The sequence below is a fragment of the Paenibacillus glucanolyticus NBRC 15330 genome (genome assembly GCF_004000885.1).
Classification (GTDB): Bacteria; Bacillota; Bacilli; order Paenibacillales; family Paenibacillaceae; genus Paenibacillus_AQ; species Paenibacillus_AQ glucanolyticus.
Window position 1 is genome coordinate 132,150 of sequence record NZ_BIMC01000001.1, and the last position, 16,819, is coordinate 148,968.

16 protein-coding genes are annotated in these 16,819 nt (G+C 46.2%); 14 read left to right on the forward strand and 2 right to left on the reverse strand.

The window, feature by feature from the left end:
* Positions 1 to 348: 348 nt before the first annotated feature.
* Positions 349 to 1,272, reverse strand: coding sequence for a cation diffusion facilitator family transporter (locus PGL02S_RS00610; protein ID WP_006210776.1), 924 nt, complete (start codon positions 1,270 to 1,272; stop codon positions 349 to 351).
* A 261-nt stretch (positions 1,273 to 1,533) separates the two neighbouring features.
* On the opposite strand from PGL02S_RS00610, the gene PGL02S_RS00615 reads away from it, so the two are divergent.
* The 13 genes from PGL02S_RS00615 to PGL02S_RS00675 all read left to right on the forward strand — a co-directional run bounded on the left by PGL02S_RS00615 (position 1,534) and on the right by PGL02S_RS00675 (position 13,305).
* The gene (locus PGL02S_RS00615) at positions 1,534 to 2,637 is read left to right on the forward strand and encodes a threonine aldolase family protein (protein WP_036639327.1); all 1,104 of its coding nucleotides are present in this window, start codon (positions 1,534 to 1,536) and stop codon (positions 2,635 to 2,637) included.
* Between the two features lie 32 nt (positions 2,638 to 2,669).
* Entirely contained in the window at positions 2,670 to 2,906 is a 237-nt protein-coding gene (locus PGL02S_RS00620) for an N-acetyltransferase (RefSeq protein WP_006210774.1), read from the forward strand.
* A gap of 328 nt (positions 2,907 to 3,234) precedes the next feature.
* Complete coding sequence (locus PGL02S_RS00625) at positions 3,235 to 4,749, forward strand: serine hydrolase (protein ID WP_036639323.1); 1,515 nt, start codon at positions 3,235 to 3,237, stop codon at positions 4,747 to 4,749.
* Between the two features lie 168 nt (positions 4,750 to 4,917).
* Positions 4,918 to 5,193 carry a CD3324 family protein gene (locus PGL02S_RS00630; protein ID WP_036639321.1) on the forward strand — a complete coding sequence of 92 codons (276 nt, stop codon included), beginning with the start codon at positions 4,918 to 4,920 and terminating at the stop codon, positions 5,191 to 5,193.
* Positions 5,194 to 5,358: 165 nt separating this feature from the next.
* On the forward strand, positions 5,359 to 6,087 hold the full coding sequence (locus PGL02S_RS00635; RefSeq protein ID WP_036639531.1) for a class I SAM-dependent methyltransferase: 729 nt from the start codon (positions 5,359 to 5,361) through the stop codon (positions 6,085 to 6,087).
* A gap of 343 nt (positions 6,088 to 6,430) precedes the next feature.
* Positions 6,431 to 6,985, forward strand: a complete 555-nt coding sequence (locus PGL02S_RS00640; RefSeq protein ID WP_036639319.1) for a GrpB family protein — start codon at positions 6,431 to 6,433, stop codon at positions 6,983 to 6,985.
* Positions 6,986 to 7,010: 25 nt separating this feature from the next.
* Entirely contained in the window at positions 7,011 to 7,523 is a 513-nt protein-coding gene (locus PGL02S_RS00645) for a GNAT family N-acetyltransferase (protein ID WP_006210769.1), read from the forward strand.
* Positions 7,524 to 7,703: 180 nt separating this feature from the next.
* A complete protein-coding gene (locus PGL02S_RS00650; protein ID WP_235187346.1) occupies positions 7,704 to 8,003 on the forward strand; it encodes a hypothetical protein in 300 nt (99 codons plus the stop codon).
* A 109-nt stretch (positions 8,004 to 8,112) separates the two neighbouring features.
* Positions 8,113 to 8,493 (forward strand): VOC family protein, encoded by a 381-nt coding sequence (locus PGL02S_RS00655; protein ID WP_006210767.1) that lies wholly within the window; start codon positions 8,113 to 8,115, stop codon positions 8,491 to 8,493.
* A 27-nt stretch (positions 8,494 to 8,520) separates the two neighbouring features.
* Positions 8,521 to 9,141 (forward strand): histidine phosphatase family protein, encoded by a 621-nt coding sequence (locus PGL02S_RS00660; protein WP_036639314.1) that lies wholly within the window; start codon positions 8,521 to 8,523, stop codon positions 9,139 to 9,141.
* A 178-nt stretch (positions 9,142 to 9,319) separates the two neighbouring features.
* Entirely contained in the window at positions 9,320 to 11,536 is a 2,217-nt protein-coding gene (locus PGL02S_RS00665) for a stalk domain-containing protein (RefSeq protein WP_036639311.1), read from the forward strand.
* Positions 11,537 to 11,769: 233 nt separating this feature from the next.
* Positions 11,770 to 12,420 carry a type A chloramphenicol O-acetyltransferase gene (gene catA / locus PGL02S_RS00670; protein WP_036639309.1) on the forward strand — a complete coding sequence of 217 codons (651 nt, stop codon included), beginning with the start codon at positions 11,770 to 11,772 and terminating at the stop codon, positions 12,418 to 12,420.
* A 249-nt stretch (positions 12,421 to 12,669) separates the two neighbouring features.
* Positions 12,670 to 13,305, forward strand: coding sequence for a flavodoxin family protein (locus tag PGL02S_RS00675; protein WP_200870094.1), 636 nt, complete (start codon positions 12,670 to 12,672; stop codon positions 13,303 to 13,305).
* Positions 13,306 to 13,367: 62 nt separating this feature from the next.
* On the opposite strand, the gene PGL02S_RS00680 is transcribed toward PGL02S_RS00675, so the two are convergent.
* The gene (locus PGL02S_RS00680) at positions 13,368 to 15,200 is read right to left on the reverse strand and encodes a glycoside hydrolase family 30 beta sandwich domain-containing protein (protein ID WP_051449174.1); all 1,833 of its coding nucleotides are present in this window, start codon (positions 15,198 to 15,200) and stop codon (positions 13,368 to 13,370) included.
* Positions 15,201 to 15,540: 340 nt separating this feature from the next.
* On the opposite strand from PGL02S_RS00680, the gene PGL02S_RS00685 reads away from it, so the two are divergent.
* Positions 15,541 to 16,776, forward strand: a complete 1,236-nt coding sequence (locus PGL02S_RS00685; protein ID WP_036639524.1) for an aminotransferase class I/II-fold pyridoxal phosphate-dependent enzyme — start codon at positions 15,541 to 15,543, stop codon at positions 16,774 to 16,776.
* Positions 16,777 to 16,819 lie beyond the last annotated feature (43 nt).

Below are 16,819 nucleotides of genomic sequence, written 5' to 3' on the forward strand. Positions count from 1 at the left end.
TGGCTTCTTCGTGATCTGCGTTTTCGAAAGAAGCCATAAAGCTTATCGAGAAGACGGACATTTTTGGCGGCGCGTTGGGATTTGCTTATTCCTGTCTCGTCATAAATAACGAATCTTCCCTGACGATCAAGTTCATCCAATCTTGTCTGTTGGTACTCATGTAACTTCTCCAGCGTATATATATCGTGGTTCATGTGACCTCCCTGCAAGACATTCATAAATTCGCTTCATCCATGCGGAATGTCTTGATACTTTCATTATGGAGGTCCACCGAACTTGTAAAAAGTGTAAACATGAGCAGCAGATTTTCCCCTTTTAACGAACTACAGGGCTGCCGCAGGGAAGGGCTCAGACTTTATTCTTCTTATGAACGATAGCGGTATTCTCAATCTGAATCGTGGCATGTTCGATGTGAAACTGGGTGTCCAGAAGGTCGATGGCTTGCTGTAAAACATCAAAGCTATCTATGTCATCTGCGATAACAACGTGGCAGCTCAAGGAGTCGAAATTGGACGTAATCGTCCAAATATGAAGATCGTGGATACCTGTAACCCCTGTAATGGATAACAATGACTTCGTTACGGCCTCAGGGTCTACGGATGCCGGTACCCCTTCCATTAGAATATGAACCGTATTCTGTATGATTCTCCAGGCACTTTTGAGTATTAATATCGATACCAGGATGGAAATTATGGGATCGGCAATATACCAGCCGAAAGCAATCATGACAATCCCGGCGACAATAGCACCCACAGAGCCAAGCGCATCCCCAATGACGTGAAGGTAAGCACTGCGGAGATTTACATTGTTCTTCACATCACCCGTTCGCATTAAGAACCAGGCACTGAGAAGGTTCGCTAGCAATCCGATAACGGCGATCAGCATCATGCTCCCGCTGGCAACAGTCGGAGGGTCATTGAAACGCTGGATCGCCTCCCACACGATAAATCCGGCAATGACAAACAATGCGACACCATTTAAAAGAGCCGCCAAGATTTCAAAACGGTAAAATCCATAGGTTTTATTCGGTGATGAAGGCTTTGTGGCAAACCATAGAGCTACCAAACTGAGCAATAAAGCACTGGCATCACTTAACATATGGCCCGAATCCGATAACAGAGCCAGACTGTTGGTCAGCAATCCTCCGACAAACTCCAGAATCATGATGCCAACCGTGATGATCAAGGCAATGCGAAGTCCTTTCTTATTCCCTGACCGGGCATGATCATGATGGCTATGATCATGTCCGTGTTGATGGTTATGTTGATGCATAATCCAAAACTCCCCTTCCAAATGAATGATGTTAACATTTTGATTAAATGGTTGTAATACAAGCATGATTTAAATATGAGCATATGTTCATATATAATGTTATTTCTTTAATTGGGAGTTGTCAAGTTTTTCCGGGAATTATTCAATTGAAATTAATTTGATTCTCACTTGTTTCGTTATCTAGTATGCTTAAGGGGCAGGCGATTTCATCATCCGGCACGGCCATATCCATTCAATTGAACAGAAGGAGTGACTGACCTTATGAACGAGCAACATAAATCTCTTGGCGAAGCTTATAATGAGACTACATATCCATTGATTGGGCATAGCCGCAGGAATGTCGAGGTGTTATTGGAGGCATTTCAGCCTGTGGACGGGTCTCAGGCGGGAGATATGTACGGCAATGGTGCCGTTATTGAAGATTTTCAGAAGTTTATGGCAGACGAATTAGGGAAGGAATCGGCCGTGTTTTTTCCAAGCGGAACGATGGCGCAGCAGATTGCCCTGCGGATATGGTGTGATGAAGCCGAACTGAAACGGGTAGCGTATCACCCGCTGTGCCATTTGGAGATTCACGAAGAGGATGGGCTTAAGGAGCTGCATCAGATTGAGACAATTCTCCTTGCTGGCGAGGATCGTTTGATCACACTCGAAGATGTTCAGAATCTGAATAGCGACATTGCATGTTTGCTGCTTGAACTGCCGCAGCGTGAAATCGGAGGGCAGCTGCCCGATTACGCGGAGCTTGAGGCCATTTCGGCCTATTGTCGATCTCAAGGCATAAAGCTGCATCTGGATGGGGCAAGATTGTTTGAAATTACGCCTTATTATCAGAAAACCGCTGCAGAGATCTGCTCGCTTTTTGATAGTGTATATGTGTCGTTCTACAAGGGCATCGGAGGGATTGCCGGAGCCATTCTGGCTGGCGACAATGATTTCCTGGCTAAGTCCAAAGTATGGAAGCGACGTCATGGCGGTGATTTGGTCAGTCTGTACCCGTATATCATCAGCTCGGAGTACTATTATAAACAGAGAATAGAGAAGATGGGCCGTTATTATGAAGAGGCCAAAGAGCTGGCGGCGATGTTTAATCAGTGTCATGCCATTGTCACTAAGCCTATAGTTCCGGTATCCAACATGTTTCATGTGTACTTTCAACTGGGCAAGAATCAGCTTGAACCGATCCTGATGGATATTTACAATACGACCGGCATCGGATTTATCAGTTATCTTAAAGAGGCAAGTGAAGATCATTGCCAATCTGAGGTTCATATAGGGGAACGATACGGCAAGACGCCGAGGGAAGCCATTCAAGAAGCCTTCCGTGTGTTGAATGAGAAGCTGCTAGAGGCTGTGCAGCCATAAAAAGGACCTATATGGAGAGGAGCTCATGGAAAATGATCGCCATCGGCAAAGCAGAAATCGGGGATTTACCTGCAATACTTGACCTACAGCACGATGCTTACATGAACGCTGTTGAGAACCATTATAGTGATGTTAACCGGGCAGAGCTGTTCACAGGTCACAAAAGCACGAAAAATCTCGCATTTTACGAAAGATTAGGTTATACCAAGTTTAAGGAAAAGGTTATGAATCATAACCTGACAGTGATCTATTTAGGTAAAGATATTTAATCAGCGTGTAAAACAAATGGATCGTGTTGTTGATCGTAGCCTGAGGATATAGATCCTTAGGCTTCTTTTTTGTCACGTATACAACTATACTTGTTTCAAGTTTTCCACATATCGATCCTGACTCGCGTATAGGGGACGAGGCCCGGGTTCGTACATCCCAAACTCTTCTTGATCCCTCTCTTCTTAAATAGATAAGCGTCAGAGAATAGTGGTTACTTGTAACCGTACTACAAGGTATCCCGTGTGGGCACGTCGAATGTCCAAGATTACAAGTTGCACAAAATCATTGTGATCGAATGAACGAAGCGTGAAGGAGGGGGCCGATGATATGAGTGAGTTATTAACCGGTATGGAATCATTGAACGGGATCCATACCTATATCGAAGAGCAGATGAAGGCGTGGAAGGTTCCCGGATTATCTGTTGCGGTTGTGAAGAATCATGAGATCCTCATGATGGAGGGTTATGGTCATCGAAATATCGATCAGGGACTTCCTGTGACAAGTGAGACCATCTTTGCCATCGGTTCATCCACGAAAGCCTTTACTGCGCTCGCTGCTGGAATCCTGGCGGATGAAGGGAAACTGGATTTGGACAAGCCTGTAAAGGAGTATTTCCCTACCTTCAAAATGTTTGATGCTTTTGCAACGGAGAGAATCACCATCAGGGACATGTTGTGCCATCGTTCCGGTTTACCCAGACATGATCTGATGTGGTACAATTCCGCCCTGACGAGAGAAGAGATCATACATCGTCTGCAATATCTGGAGCCGAATGAGGATTTCAGGGCGAAGTGGCAGTATCAGAATATAATGTACATGGTGGCAGGATATCTTGTGGAATATGTAAGTGATTCTTCTTGGGAAGAGGTTGTGCAGAACCGGATATTTACACCGCTTGGTATGACCTCAAGTCAGTTCTCGGTGGATCAGACGCAGCTTCAGCATGATTTTGCAATGCCTTACATACTTCTCGAAGAACAAGCTAAACCAATACCATTCCGCAACATCGATACCATTGGTCCGGCGGGTTCAATTAATTCCAACATAAAGGACTTGGCACACTGGGTAAAGTTTCAGATGAATCATGGGATCTATGATGACCAGCACATCGTGTCAAAAGAAATGCTGCAAGCTATACATTCGCCCCACATGGTATGTGACATGACGGAGATCAATCAGAACCAGACGAATATGGCGAGTTACGGTCTTGGCTGGGCAATCGAGCCATATCGCGGTTCACGCATGGTATATCATGGAGGTAATATTGATGGGTTCACTGCTCATGTCGCCTTTATTCCGGCGGAGCAAATAGGTATCGTTGTTTTATCGAATCTCAATGGCACCCCCCTTCCCGTGCTGATTGCCAATCATATTTTTGACCGTATGCTGGGTGGAGAGGTAGAGGATTGGAGTGCGCAAGCGCTGGAAAAAATGAAAGCATCCGAGGTGGAAATTAAGCCGACAGCAGAGGGTGAGACACTTCCGGACGTGAAAGCACCCGTCATTTCATTAACGCTCTCATTACTGCATTTTACGGGAACCTATGAACACCCGGGATACGGCAAAATGGTTGTTGAGCTGGATGAGGGAGAGCTTCGGGCAACCTTCAATTCCATGCAGTTCCCCCTCACACACGTTAGCGACCTTCAGTTTGAACTTTATATTGCCGTGTTTAACATTAAAACGTCCGTGACCTTTCAACTGGGTTCAAACGGGCATGTTTGCCAATTTTCTACCATGTTGTTATTTGAACCTGGCACGAAGGAAATTGAATTTGTTAGAATAGAAAATAATAATGAACGATCCCATTCTTTTCAGCGAGGTGAAATGCATGGCTCATAGTAGAAGCACAACCGTTCAAACCGTTAAATCAGGCTCCGAGCAAAGCAGCACGGAGATAAGCGAACAAAGATTTGTTCGGAGCCTATTTCTATACCCATAGCGGCTTATATTTCATGTGAGTGCTTTGCTCGCTATTTACACGATTCTATGTAGATAGGAGCAGTGAGAATGAGATATGAAAAAGCACAGTTTATTTTGCCCGAACACCTAGTCGAAATGATTCAACAATATATTGACGGCAGTTATATCTATATCCCCAGAAAGTCGGAGAATCGGAAGGCATGGGGGGAACAAACCGGGATCAAGAAGGCTCTGAATAACCGGAATCAGATGATTCTGGAGAGCTATCTGAAGGGTGATTCCATTCAAGCCCTATCCGCGCGATATTATTTAACGGAGCCATCCATCCGTAGAATTATTCGGAGTGAGAAAATGAAACTCTAGAATTAAAGCGACATTTGATGATACCCACGCGGATTCATCAGATGTCGCTTTATGTCTTCTTTCGCGCGATCCTGATTCATTCAGAATTAAACATGAACTTGAGTTGTCAGCCTAAAGAAGCTAAGTTTAGATCAGGTATAACTAAGAAGGGAGAGCTTCATGTTTATGACTCAAAACATATATGATAATGATGAATTCTTTAAAGGGTATAGTCAACTTAGCCGATCTGTCCACGGACTGGATGGTGCTCCTGAATGGTCGAGCCTGCGATCCATGCTGCCGGATCTAACCGGAGCTCATGTGCTGGATTTAGGCTGCGGGTTCGGATGGTTCAGCCGCTGGGCCAGACTACACGGTGCCACTAAGGTGTTAGGGGTCGATGTATCCGAGAACATGCTGACGCGGGGAAGGGCCGAAACGCAGGATTCTCATATTACTTATATTCGAGCCGATATGGAGGTCCTGGAATTAGAGCCGGAGTCGTATGACTTGGTCTACAGCTCCCTGGCTTTTCATTATATTAAGAACTTGTCGGGTCTGATGGGGGAAGTGTACTCATCACTCAAACCTGGGGCAAGCTTGGTGTGCTCTGTTGAGCATCCGATATACACCGCATCGATCCGTCCTGAATGGATCCAGCATCCAAATGGATACAACACATGGCCTGTTGATAACTACCAATATGAGGGGATGCGTACGACGAACTGGTTAGCCGATGGCGTTGTTAAGCAGCACCGGACGATGGGAACCTACTTGAATATGATGATAGGGCTGGGTTTCACGATTACCCATGTAGAAGACTGGGGGCCGTCCGATGAACAGATCATGTCCCATCCGGAATGGGAAGAGGAATGCCATCGCCCCATGTTTCTATTGATATCGGCAAGAAAATAGGGGCTAGACGGGCCATTGTTGCAGTATACGTGGAACGCGGTATAGGATCTGGTATGGTACAGGAGGAAATGGCGTCTAAGACGAGTGTCTTGGCCGCTTTTTATATGGAACCGCGCTTTATACTGTCAGAGAAATGGTGACAAAATTATAAATATTGTTTCTTAATGATTTACCAACATCAGGAAAACTATTAAAATAGAGGTTAACGGCATTTGCAAGAGGCTTTGCATGGGCTAGAGCATCAAGATGCGGAAGCGATTGAGGCTGAAATACGGTCTTACAGGTAAATCATCATAGACCTGTTCGTTACACATTACACAATTACTGGAGGCATCTCGTACATATGAGTCCAAAACCCGTAATCATCGAAGAGTACAATCCGGAATGGCCAAAAAAGTTTCTTGAGATCAAAACCATACTTGAGCATACGCTTGGTAACGATGTATTGAGAATCGAGCATGTAGGGAGCACCTCCATCCCGGGGCTGGCTGCAAAACCTGTTCTGGATATCGATGTAGTGATCGATTCTATGAAATCGCTTCCTACAGTTATAGCGAAACTCGAAACCCTAGGTTATTATCATCAGGGGAATTTAGGCGTCGAGGGCCGAGAGGCTTTTGGGAGAAAGGATGATTATGTCCCCTACAGCGATGGGCTTGAATTGAAACTTGCTCAACATGTATATGTCTGCGATCAAGAAAGCCGTGAATTGCATAGGCATATTGTTTTTCGGGATGCACTCCTTCATCATCCAGAATGGGTTGTGGAATACGCCATTTTGAAGAAAGAGTTGTCCACCGTCTTCCGGCATGATCGCGAGGGCTATATGGTAGGAAAATCAGATTTTGTAAACCGAGTATTGGAGTTATCCGGAGGACAAGGAAGCCTCCTCCCATAAAATACATATCAGTGAGGTACATCGTATGGAAATTATATTGAAAGTATTAGATAGCACGGAGCTTAAATGCACCTGGAAAGAAGGATTCCAGCAGCAAAATATACACCGTTCGGAAGAGTATTATAATCTGTGTGAATTTGAAAACCAGATTGGTATTCGTGTCACCATGTTAGCTTTTGTTAATGACAAATTGGCCGGAGTTGCCCACTTGAAATATGAATCGGACTATCCGTACTTTCGAGATCAGAACATTCCGGAGATCAATGATCTGAACGTATTTCCTGAGTACCGAAGGAACGGTGTAGCGAACAGGATCATTGAACAATTCGAAACCATCGTGAGTAAAAAGCTGCCGCGTATCGGAATTGGTGTGGGCTTGTACAAGGACTATGGTCCAGCACAAAGAATCTATGCCCGGCGCGGTTACATTCCCGACGGAAACGGCATTATGTACAACCTTGTGCCTGTTGTTCCCGGCGAAATGGTATGCGCTGATGATGATCTGAATTTATATCTAATTAAGGAGTTAGGGAAATAAATCATTTTCCACTGAGGATAAATTCTTCAATTCTTAGGATTGCCGGGAGATGGGTACATGAGATTCTTCATTCGATTAAATGTTTCGAGTTTTTTGTATGCAATGTTCCCTTTCGCAGTCCTTGAACTGATGGCCAATGTTTACCGAATCAGTCGAGTAACAGGTTGGGAGTTAAGTCATGTGAACAAGCTAATCCTGGCCTTCTGCGTGGCTGGCATCACCGTATCCAGCATTGCGTTTCCGAAGCTGATCAGGCATTGGCTGGATGGCCGTAAAGCAAGTTATTTTTCGCTTATCCTGTGGTTTCCCTATTTCGTGATACTGGTCAGTATTCTCGTTTCATGGCTGCCGATCACCGAACCAGCAGATCAACCTAACCCTGTGACAGGACTTATTGCCATGGCTGCATTGGCCTTGTACCCATTCTACTTAGGTATCCTTCATCTGTTTGGTACTACAGCAAAAAACATGGATAGATGAAAAGAAGCAAACATTAAAGATGTCCAACTGATCATGGCTAAGTGACCGGGAATTTTAAGCGAGAAAACGAGAAAGACAAATAATTGATAACAAGACAGGAGATAGGATCATGGATAGAGGTTTTACGCACTGCTTGCAAATCTTTCCGACCGCTGATTTTCAAAAAACAATCGAGTTCTATGAGCGGATTGGGTTTCGTGCGGTTGCCTATCTGGATTCAGGAGAACCGCATGTGTGTCTCTATCAGGATTCCATAGAGATCGTGTTAACCAAGTCGGAGATTGAAGTCGTGCCGAATCGGATTCGTTATGGCTACGGATATGATGCGTATTTTATTACTTGTAATCAGTACGAAATTCAGGAAGATTTAATGAACCTGGATGTGAAGATTGTCAGACCATTGTCCACGACGGATTATAACAACCATGAGTTTGTGTTTGAGGATGTGGATGGGCGCTGGATTGCCGTTGGCAAGAAACAACAAACCTGAGTGCGGATGTTAAACGGAGGCTTACACATGGTTGAGATTATGGTTGTACGACACGGACAATCGGAAGCGGATATTTTAAATCGGTGTGAAGGACGGGCTGACTTTTCTCTTACCGATCTCGGGTTGCAGCAAGCACAGCTTCTGGCCGAGTGGATTCAGCGTAATTACGCCTTGGATGCGATTTTTTGCAGCACCTTGATTCGGGCCAAGCAAACCGCGGCAGCTATTGCTGAATTGACGCAAGTGCCTGTAACCTATGACAATGATCTCATGGAGCAGAATAATGGCGTCATCGCTGGGATGTTGAGAGATGAAGCATTAATGAAGTATCCGATACCGGCCGGGGGAAGAAAGCGGCATGATGCCATTGAGGGCGGAGAATCTGAAGTACAGTTCAGAGCAAGGGCGGAACACTTCATATCCAAGCTGTTTACGACAATGGATAGCAAGCCTGAGTTACAAAGAGTCTGTATTGTTTCCCATGGTGGCATGATCTCGATGTTATTTCGAAGTTTCTTGAATCTTCCCTATCATTCCGAGATATTCATTCCTACTGGCGATACGGGCGTCCATCTATGGCAATATGAACCGAGTGGGAAAAAGGTCATAATGGCAACGAATTGGCAAGAGCATTTGGCTGCGACCTGATAGGTTCAGTCTCTCCCGTAACGGTCACATTGGTGTTACGGGTTTTTTACTAAGTTTGTGACACAGTTCTACATCATCTTAAATATTATTAACGGATCAGAGAAACTTTTTTACCAAAATTTACGTCTAATAGTATGACCTCATTAAATATCAAAAAAGGATTAGAAGGAGTTATGGAATGAAACTGAAGAAACGATCATTGCTTACCGTACTGGCTGTTGCCCAATTAGCTGCAGCTTATCCGGCGAGCGCGGATGCAAATGCCGCAGACAAGACACAGCCACCAGTCACCCAAGAAGTGTATGAGCAAAACACCGCGGCATCTAACGCAGTGAAATCCGGGGCCAACGATACGACTCAAGAGACACCTGAAACAACAGAGACAGAAGGGGCTCAAGAGACGAATAACTCAGGAACAACGGACGTGCCTGTCACTGAGGAAACCGGTGAAGTTAAAGACCCAGCCACGGCAACGGAAGTGCAGGGCAACCAGAACAACAGCAATAGCCAGCAAGTCGCAAGCGGAAAAGAACTTATTCTTTTTTTTAACAGCACAAAAATGATTCAAGACGGCGTCACCTACAATGCACCACAACCCATGCAAGTCAAAAAGGGAGTATCCTATGTTCCCATTCGTGCTCTTGTGGACCGCGTAGGCTTCAAGGTCACTTACGATAAGAAGACCAAGGAAACGGTTATCACAAAAGGAACTAACGAGCTTCGTTTTAAGACAGACAGCAGCAAGTATACCGTAAACGGTGTATCCAAGGATATGAAAGGGACTTCCTATCAGACCAACAGCACGTTCATGGTTCCACTGACAGCGATTACGCAGGCGCTGGAAATCCCGTATAAAGTGGATAACGTAGGTAAACGTGTCATCATGAGTTTGGTTAGCAAGCCAGTCGCCAAATTTACGGTAGGGCCTAAAGAGATTTTCGCAGGAGAAACTACAGTTACCTACACACCGCAAGTTGAGAATGTGCAAGGCGAGATTATCAACGAGCGTTGGGAAGGCAATCAGGATATCTTCGACGCACCAGGTCAATACATAGTCACGTACTCTGTACAGGATTCTACCGGAACGTGGAGTGATCCTTACAGTCAAACGATCACGGTCATTCAGCCTAATCTTCCGCCTGTGGCAATGTTCGAAACTGACAAGTCGGAATATAAAATGGGTGAGCTGATCACGTATACGGACAAGAGCTCGGATGATCAAGACAAGACCGAGGATCTGACGTATAAGTGGGAGAACAAGGGCTATGCCTTCTTTACACCCGGCGTTCATACCATTAAGTTGACCGTTACCGATAAGAAGGGACTTAGCTCCAGTTATGAATCGACGGTTTATGTAACCAATGAAACACTGTATACAGAAGAAGATTTTAATATGCTCTTCATTCCGGAAGGGGAGAAATTCTCGTTCCTTGGCAACGTGACGTCCCGTCCGAAAATCAATTATGATTTTAACGATGAGCCCAGCACGCTGATTCGCAGCAACAGCCCTGAAACGGTAAATTCAGAAGGTATCGTTTATCGTGAGACAGCGGTTGGAGACATGCGCTTCATGATTCACCATGTGAACAATCTGAACAAGAATGTCAAAATGTACGTAATTGCAACGAACAAGAACAGTACACCTGTGACATTGAGACAAGATTACCTGGGATTTGCTGGGCCATCCCCGATTGCAACGGCTGCAGGCAAAAAATCCGTACAATACTATTTCCAATCCATGCAGGATGGATCGAAGAGAACATCGGTTACGCTTGCTCCAGGTGAACAGAAGCTGGTTATGACAGAGCTGAGCGAGATCCGAATGAAACAGGGACATGTTATTTCCCTTTACTCGGATATGTACAGCGACCAGCCGATTCAATTCGATGTCGTTATGATCGATGAGAAGTCCGATCCATTGAAGGTGCTGGGCACACTGCCGATCCTGGACCGCGATGGGGTGCATAACCGCGGAACTTACCCGGATTCAACACGCATTATCCGTTATTCCGAGCTCGTTGGTGCGGAATCCCAGCGTCTCGTTCTGGGAGATAACCAGGATGACCCTAACTTGCAGGGAATGGATCCTATGGTCGGAGATATTACGCACAATACAGGCAACTTCGGCGTCTTGTACAAAATCACGCTGGATCGCGTGGCTCCAAATACACTGATCTCCTTTAACCCTAGGGGCGGTAAATACTCTGGCTATGCGATGATGAATGGTACGATTGTACCAATCTATTCCCTCGGACAGGTATCTCCTGGCGAGCAAGCGGTTCTGTATCGCACAGGTGATTACGAGCAAAAGGTTGAAATTATGCTTACAGCAGCGCCGGGAAGTAACCTGCCCGTCAATCTGCTGTTTACCCAGATGCCAGACACGGTTCATTAATACACCATACGGAAGACTTCATCCCTTCAGTTTGTACCTGGTTCAAGACCGGGTCACAGGTTGAAGAGTGATGAGGTCTTTTTTTTATTGGAAAATGAAGAGATGAATGATAAAGTGTTGGGTATAGACTCCGTCGGGTTGACGGACCATACTGGAGTGATGAATGGTGGTCAAATCAGTGGATGTACCCTCCTAAAATGAAATGATTTATATTTTTAGGAGGGATAAGACCGATGAATTTTAATGTGATTGATATTAAGCAGTGGCCCAGAAAACCGTATTTCGAGCATTATACGTCCGTTCATGAATGCACGTACAGCATGACTTTAAACGTTGATGTATCTCTGCTGCTTCAGTCGTTGAGGGCTAGGGGATTAAAGTTCTATCCTGCTTTTATTTACATGGTAACTAGAGTGGTCAACGAGCGGGTAGAGTTCAGAACTTCATATCATCCCAAACCGTTGTTAGGTTACTGGGATTCCATGACACCGAGCTACACCTATTTTCATCACGATGACCAGACCTTCTCTTGCGTATGGACTGAGTTTTCTGATGATTTCTCTCGGTTTCATAATCGATATGAGCAGGATATGGAACGCTATCGTGATGTGAAGGGAATCTTCGTTAAAGAAAATCCCCCTCCGAATACATTTTTCATATCGATGATACCCTGGGCAAGCTTTAGCGGTTTCAATCTGAATATGACGAACGGGAACACCGATTTTCGGCCGATCATTACCGGGGGCAAATTTGCCGAGCAAGGCGGTCGCATGTTGTTACCCATCGCATTGCAGGTACATCATGCCGTGTGCGATGGATATCATGCAAGTTTGTTCTTCCAAGATCTGCAGACCTTAGCTGATTCGTGCAACGAATGGCTATGATAAAGTAATTGTACATTTACTATTCGATAAACGACTGCTCACGCAGTCGTTTTTTGTGTTTTACAGAGGGGAGCATCGGTTATATACAAGATTTCAAGTCGACATGGTCATCAAAATGAATGATATCGTCATGAATACAAACGATTTTACAACGATTCCCAATGACCTTATGCTAAAAGATAGAATTAGACCACGCGCATGAAGGGATGGGATCGGATGATGCTTGAGAACCAGAACATGAACCAGAACATGAACCAGAAATTGTTAGTGCTTGTTGGAAGCCCGAGACGAGACGGGAACTCTGCCGCGCTGGCTGCCGCAGTTAAGCGAGGGGCCGAGAAGAAGGGCACGCAGGTGGCTTTGCATTTTGTAGATGACTTCATCTCTAGTTTTCTTCATGACTGCCGGATTTGCCGGCTCCCAAGTGGAGAATGCTCGATACAGGATAACTATGAATCCTTAATCATGGGAGAGTTTGTCCCGGCGGATGGCGTAGTATTCTGTTCCCCAATCTATTGGTATGGCTTATCTGCCCAGATGAAAGCATTCTTCGATCGCTTGTTCTGTTATTACGCGGCCTCGTACAAAAATTCGTCTGTGATATCGGAAGGAATGTCTAACAAACGGATTGGTTTGACGCTTGCATCGGAGGAAACCTATCCGGGTGCGGCCTTAGGCATTATTCATCAGATACAGGAATACGCTCGTTATACTCATTCTGAATTCGTTGGGGCAGTTCGTGGAGTAGGTAACAGCCGTGGTGAGGTAGCACTGGATATCCAATCGCCGCTGATGGCTGCTGAACAGTTGGGGTATGATATTTTTGAACGGAAATATTCGGACTATCAGAAGGATTCTGTTCGAAGCACTAAGGTCTGGTCTTGATCGCAACAAGAAAAAAAGCGTACACCGCTTGTGAGGCGGTGTACGCTTTTTTGGATCATACATTAATGAACACTGATCTGGAAGGTTTCCCATCCCGATGCGGTGCTCCGATTGGCAATGAGGGGAGAAGCCCCGGCATTATCCGCGCTGACAAATTGGCTATTCGCAGCAGCTCGCAAGGTAACGCCGCCGCTAACGCTGGCAACCTGGAACGTTTCCCATGTCCCGATGGAGCCGCTTCGAGCGATTAATGGCGAGGCCCCCGCGTTCTCTGCAGCAACAAACCGTCCGTTGGCCATGGATTTAAACGCATAATTTCCGATGCCCAGATTGATTCGTTCAAAGGATTCCCACGCACCGCCCACAGCATCGCGATTGGCGATCAAGGGACTGTTGCCCCCGTCCTCAGCAGCGACGAATTTGCCGTTAGCCGATGCTTTTAACGAGATCACGTCCCGGGTTGTCTCCCCGTACCACTTGAATGTCAGAGCAGAACCAGCGGGAATGGTGTAGGTGAATGATTGATTGCCCCAGCGGGCCTTGAAGGTCTGGTTCTGATTCTCGGAGTTCGCCACTACGAGCACTTTGGACCCGTCCGGATTTTGAAAAGCGACATTATCCAGGCTGTTAGCATACGTATTGGTATCCACTCTGTATGCTCCAGGTACGACAAATTTGCTTAAGTGTCCCATCGCATAATATTGATTGTTATAAGTGACTTGATCTTGCGCATCCGAACGAATTCGCAGCATACCATAGTTAATGCTGTTGGAGAGCAGGGAAGGGCCGTTATTCTGATCCAGCGCAATGTTCCACAAAATGTACGATTTGGACCAGTTCCGGGTAACGTTAATCATCTCCCGGATCTGGTTCTTAAAGCCGTCATTCCATGAGCCGAAGCCTCCCTCGGTAAACCAGATATCCTTGTTCGGATGCAGGTTATGAAGCGTCGTCATGGCAGTGACATCCCCGCCGTAATGGTGGAAAGCGCTGCCGGCAATATAAGAGGCGGCGGCCGTGTTATTCAAGACGTCCCGCGGATACGTATATTGATCATAGTTATGGTCATAAGCGATGATTTTGGTCTGTAAACCGCTGCCGCGAAGGGCAGGCCCCAGATGATCGCGGATGAATTTAGTTTGATCATCCACCGACATATACATGGTCGGATATTCGTTCGAACCGTTAAACAACGGTTCATTCTGAGGCGTTATGGCATAAATCGGAATGCCCTCCGACTGGTAGCTTTGAATGAATCTACGAAGGTACTGTGCGTATACCTCGTAAGAATCATGGTTCAGATAGCCGCCTATCATGGAACCGGTGGATTTCATCCAGCCCGGCGCACTCCAAGGAGAAGCCATCACCTTAATCTGTGGGTTTTTCGTCAGGGCTGCTTTGACCATGGGAATGATGTAAGGTTTGTCGCGGTTAATGCTGAAATTGTTCAGGTTCCAGTCCCAGGCTGTATCTGCATAGCTGTACATTTCCCAGTTGAAATCCGAAGCGCCAATCGTTTGGCGCAGCATGCTGAGTTCGATGCCGCTCTGACCGAATAATCGCTCCATGACCTCGGCACGTTTCGAATTCGACAGCTGATGGCTGATTAGCCATGCGGATGAGTCGGTCATGGAGGCACCGAAACCATCCATTTGCTGATATTTCAAAAAGTCATTCACATCAATGGTTCGCTGATTACTGGGACTGTCCTGCTGGAAGACGATATCGCCCTGCCTTTGCAAAGCAGTGCTAAGATTATCGCGAGTCATCCAGACCTCAACCGATGGTCCCGCCGCCTTAATCGGCAGAGAACTCAGGGCCGAGCCGCTCCATATTACGGACAGCATGGATAGATAGAGCAGCGGCTTTTTCATATTCAACTTGAACTTTAACATGACCAAACCCCCTTCAATTCATTTGGATTAAGCGTTTGCAAAAGTACAATTCCTCCTTTCTTTGGATTAGTTTACCATCGAATTAAAACGTTTTTAGTGTATCATTTTTTCGAAAAGGTATTTGTTTTTACGATGATATATGGTCTTGGGTATGCTGGATTCCATTATGAAGCTTTAACTCCAGATGTTTTATGCCTATCAATGTTCTTGATCCAGCCTATGACAACGTGACGTTACGGCAAATACACCTACAGCTAACGCGACTGCAGCCCCAGGCAGGTATTCGAGACTGATGGGGTTCATGCTATAATATGAGGAAAAAACGGAGTAGGTGGAAACCTTGAGTAAACATACATCGGAGCGATCATGGCGTGCGGACAAACTCTCACAGTTGGGTTCTTCCATATTCTCAGAGGTTAGCGAGTGGAGGCTGGAGGCGCTTCAGTCAGGACGACATATTATCGATTTGAGCATTGGCAGTCCTGATCTTGGTCCTTCAGTTGAAATTCGTGAGTCGCTGAGCCAGGAGGCGCTGAAAGAAGAGAACTATACATATCCGGGTACAAGAGGAAGCGCGGAGTTCCGCGGACAATCAGCAGCATGGATGAAGCACCGATTTGGCGTGGAAGTCGATCCAGAGACCGAACTTCTGTCTTTAATGGGTTCTCAGGATGGATTATCGCACCTGGCTCAAGCCGTATGTAATCCTGGAGATATTGCGATTGTGCCGAATCCGGGATATCCGATCTATACGAGAGCGCTTGCGATTGCGGGTGTAACTCCTTGGTATCTTCCGTTGAAGGAAGAGAACGAATTTCTGCCCGATTTGGATGACATCCCCGAGGAGATTTGGACAAAAGCGACTTTTATTTTGTTGAATTTTCCGGGGAATCCGATATCGGTGCGGGCGGATTTGGCTTTTTTTGCAAAATTGGTGGGCTTGGCGAAAAAATGGAACGTGCTCGTGGTGCATGATCTTGCTTATTCTGAAATGGGCTTTGACGGTTACCGTCCTGTTAGCGTTCTCCAGGTTCCAGGCGCCCGGGAGATTGCGGTTGAATTCCATTCCTTCTCAAAAAGCTTTAACATGGCCGGCTGCCGCATCGGATTCGTTGCGGGGAACGCAGATGCGGTTGGAGCACTCCGGGAGTTAAAAAGCAACATTGATTTTGGCATATTCAAGCCGATTCAGGCCGCAGCTATTTATGCGTTGGAACAGGCAATGGCATATAGCGAAGAGGAGGATGGCGTGGCATCATTGTATCAGCAGCGCCGCGACATCCTGGTAGCCTCACTGGCCGAAGCAGGATGGAACGTACTGAAGCCGGAAGCCACGATGTTTCTATGGGCTCGGCTCCCAGAGGGGTTCCGCAATTCATCGGCGCCATGGAGCTCACGCCGTTTCGCCCGCGAGCTGCTGCTTGCAACCGGGGTAGCGGTTATCCCGGGAGATGCCTTTGGCAGCGAAGGCGAGGGTTATGTGCGGATAGCACTTGTCCAGGAAGAGGCAGCCCTGCAGGAAGCAGCACAGCGGATCGGGAAGTTTATTAGGGAGCATGGGAGTCCCTCCACGTAAAGGACTTACAGTAAAAAGTCATACGGATCAATTAGCTAATCCA

What these genes read in the sequence shown, in the direction of transcription:
- PGL02S_RS00645 (WP_006210769.1), top strand. Translation starts at nt 7,011, where the DNA reads ATGGAAATTATATTGAAAGTATTAGATAGCACGGAGCTTAAATGCACC.
- PGL02S_RS00620 (WP_006210774.1), top strand. Translation starts at nt 2,670, where the DNA reads ATGATCGCCATCGGCAAAGCAGAAATCGGGGATTTACCTGCAATACTT.
- PGL02S_RS00680 (WP_051449174.1), bottom strand. Translation starts at nt 15,200, where the DNA reads ATGTTAAAGTTCAAGTTGAATATGAAAAAGCCGCTGCTCTATCTATCC.
- PGL02S_RS00635 (WP_036639531.1), top strand. Translation starts at nt 5,359, where the DNA reads ATGACTCAAAACATATATGATAATGATGAATTCTTTAAAGGGTATAGT.
- PGL02S_RS00665 (WP_036639311.1), top strand. Translation starts at nt 9,320, where the DNA reads ATGAAACTGAAGAAACGATCATTGCTTACCGTACTGGCTGTTGCCCAA.
- PGL02S_RS00660 (WP_036639314.1), top strand. Translation starts at nt 8,521, where the DNA reads ATGGTTGAGATTATGGTTGTACGACACGGACAATCGGAAGCGGATATT.
- PGL02S_RS00675 (WP_200870094.1), top strand. Translation starts at nt 12,670, where the DNA reads ATGAACCAGAAATTGTTAGTGCTTGTTGGAAGCCCGAGACGAGACGGG.
- PGL02S_RS00625 (WP_036639323.1), top strand. Translation starts at nt 3,235, where the DNA reads ATGAGTGAGTTATTAACCGGTATGGAATCATTGAACGGGATCCATACC.
- PGL02S_RS00610 (WP_006210776.1), bottom strand. Translation starts at nt 1,272, where the DNA reads ATGCATCAACATAACCATCAACACGGACATGATCATAGCCATCATGAT.
- PGL02S_RS00615 (WP_036639327.1), top strand. Translation starts at nt 1,534, where the DNA reads ATGAACGAGCAACATAAATCTCTTGGCGAAGCTTATAATGAGACTACA.
- PGL02S_RS00655 (WP_006210767.1), top strand. Translation starts at nt 8,113, where the DNA reads ATGGATAGAGGTTTTACGCACTGCTTGCAAATCTTTCCGACCGCTGAT.
- PGL02S_RS00640 (WP_036639319.1), top strand. Translation starts at nt 6,431, where the DNA reads ATGAGTCCAAAACCCGTAATCATCGAAGAGTACAATCCGGAATGGCCA.
- catA (WP_036639309.1), top strand. Translation starts at nt 11,770, where the DNA reads ATGAATTTTAATGTGATTGATATTAAGCAGTGGCCCAGAAAACCGTAT.
- PGL02S_RS00630 (WP_036639321.1), top strand. Translation starts at nt 4,918, where the DNA reads ATGAGATATGAAAAAGCACAGTTTATTTTGCCCGAACACCTAGTCGAA.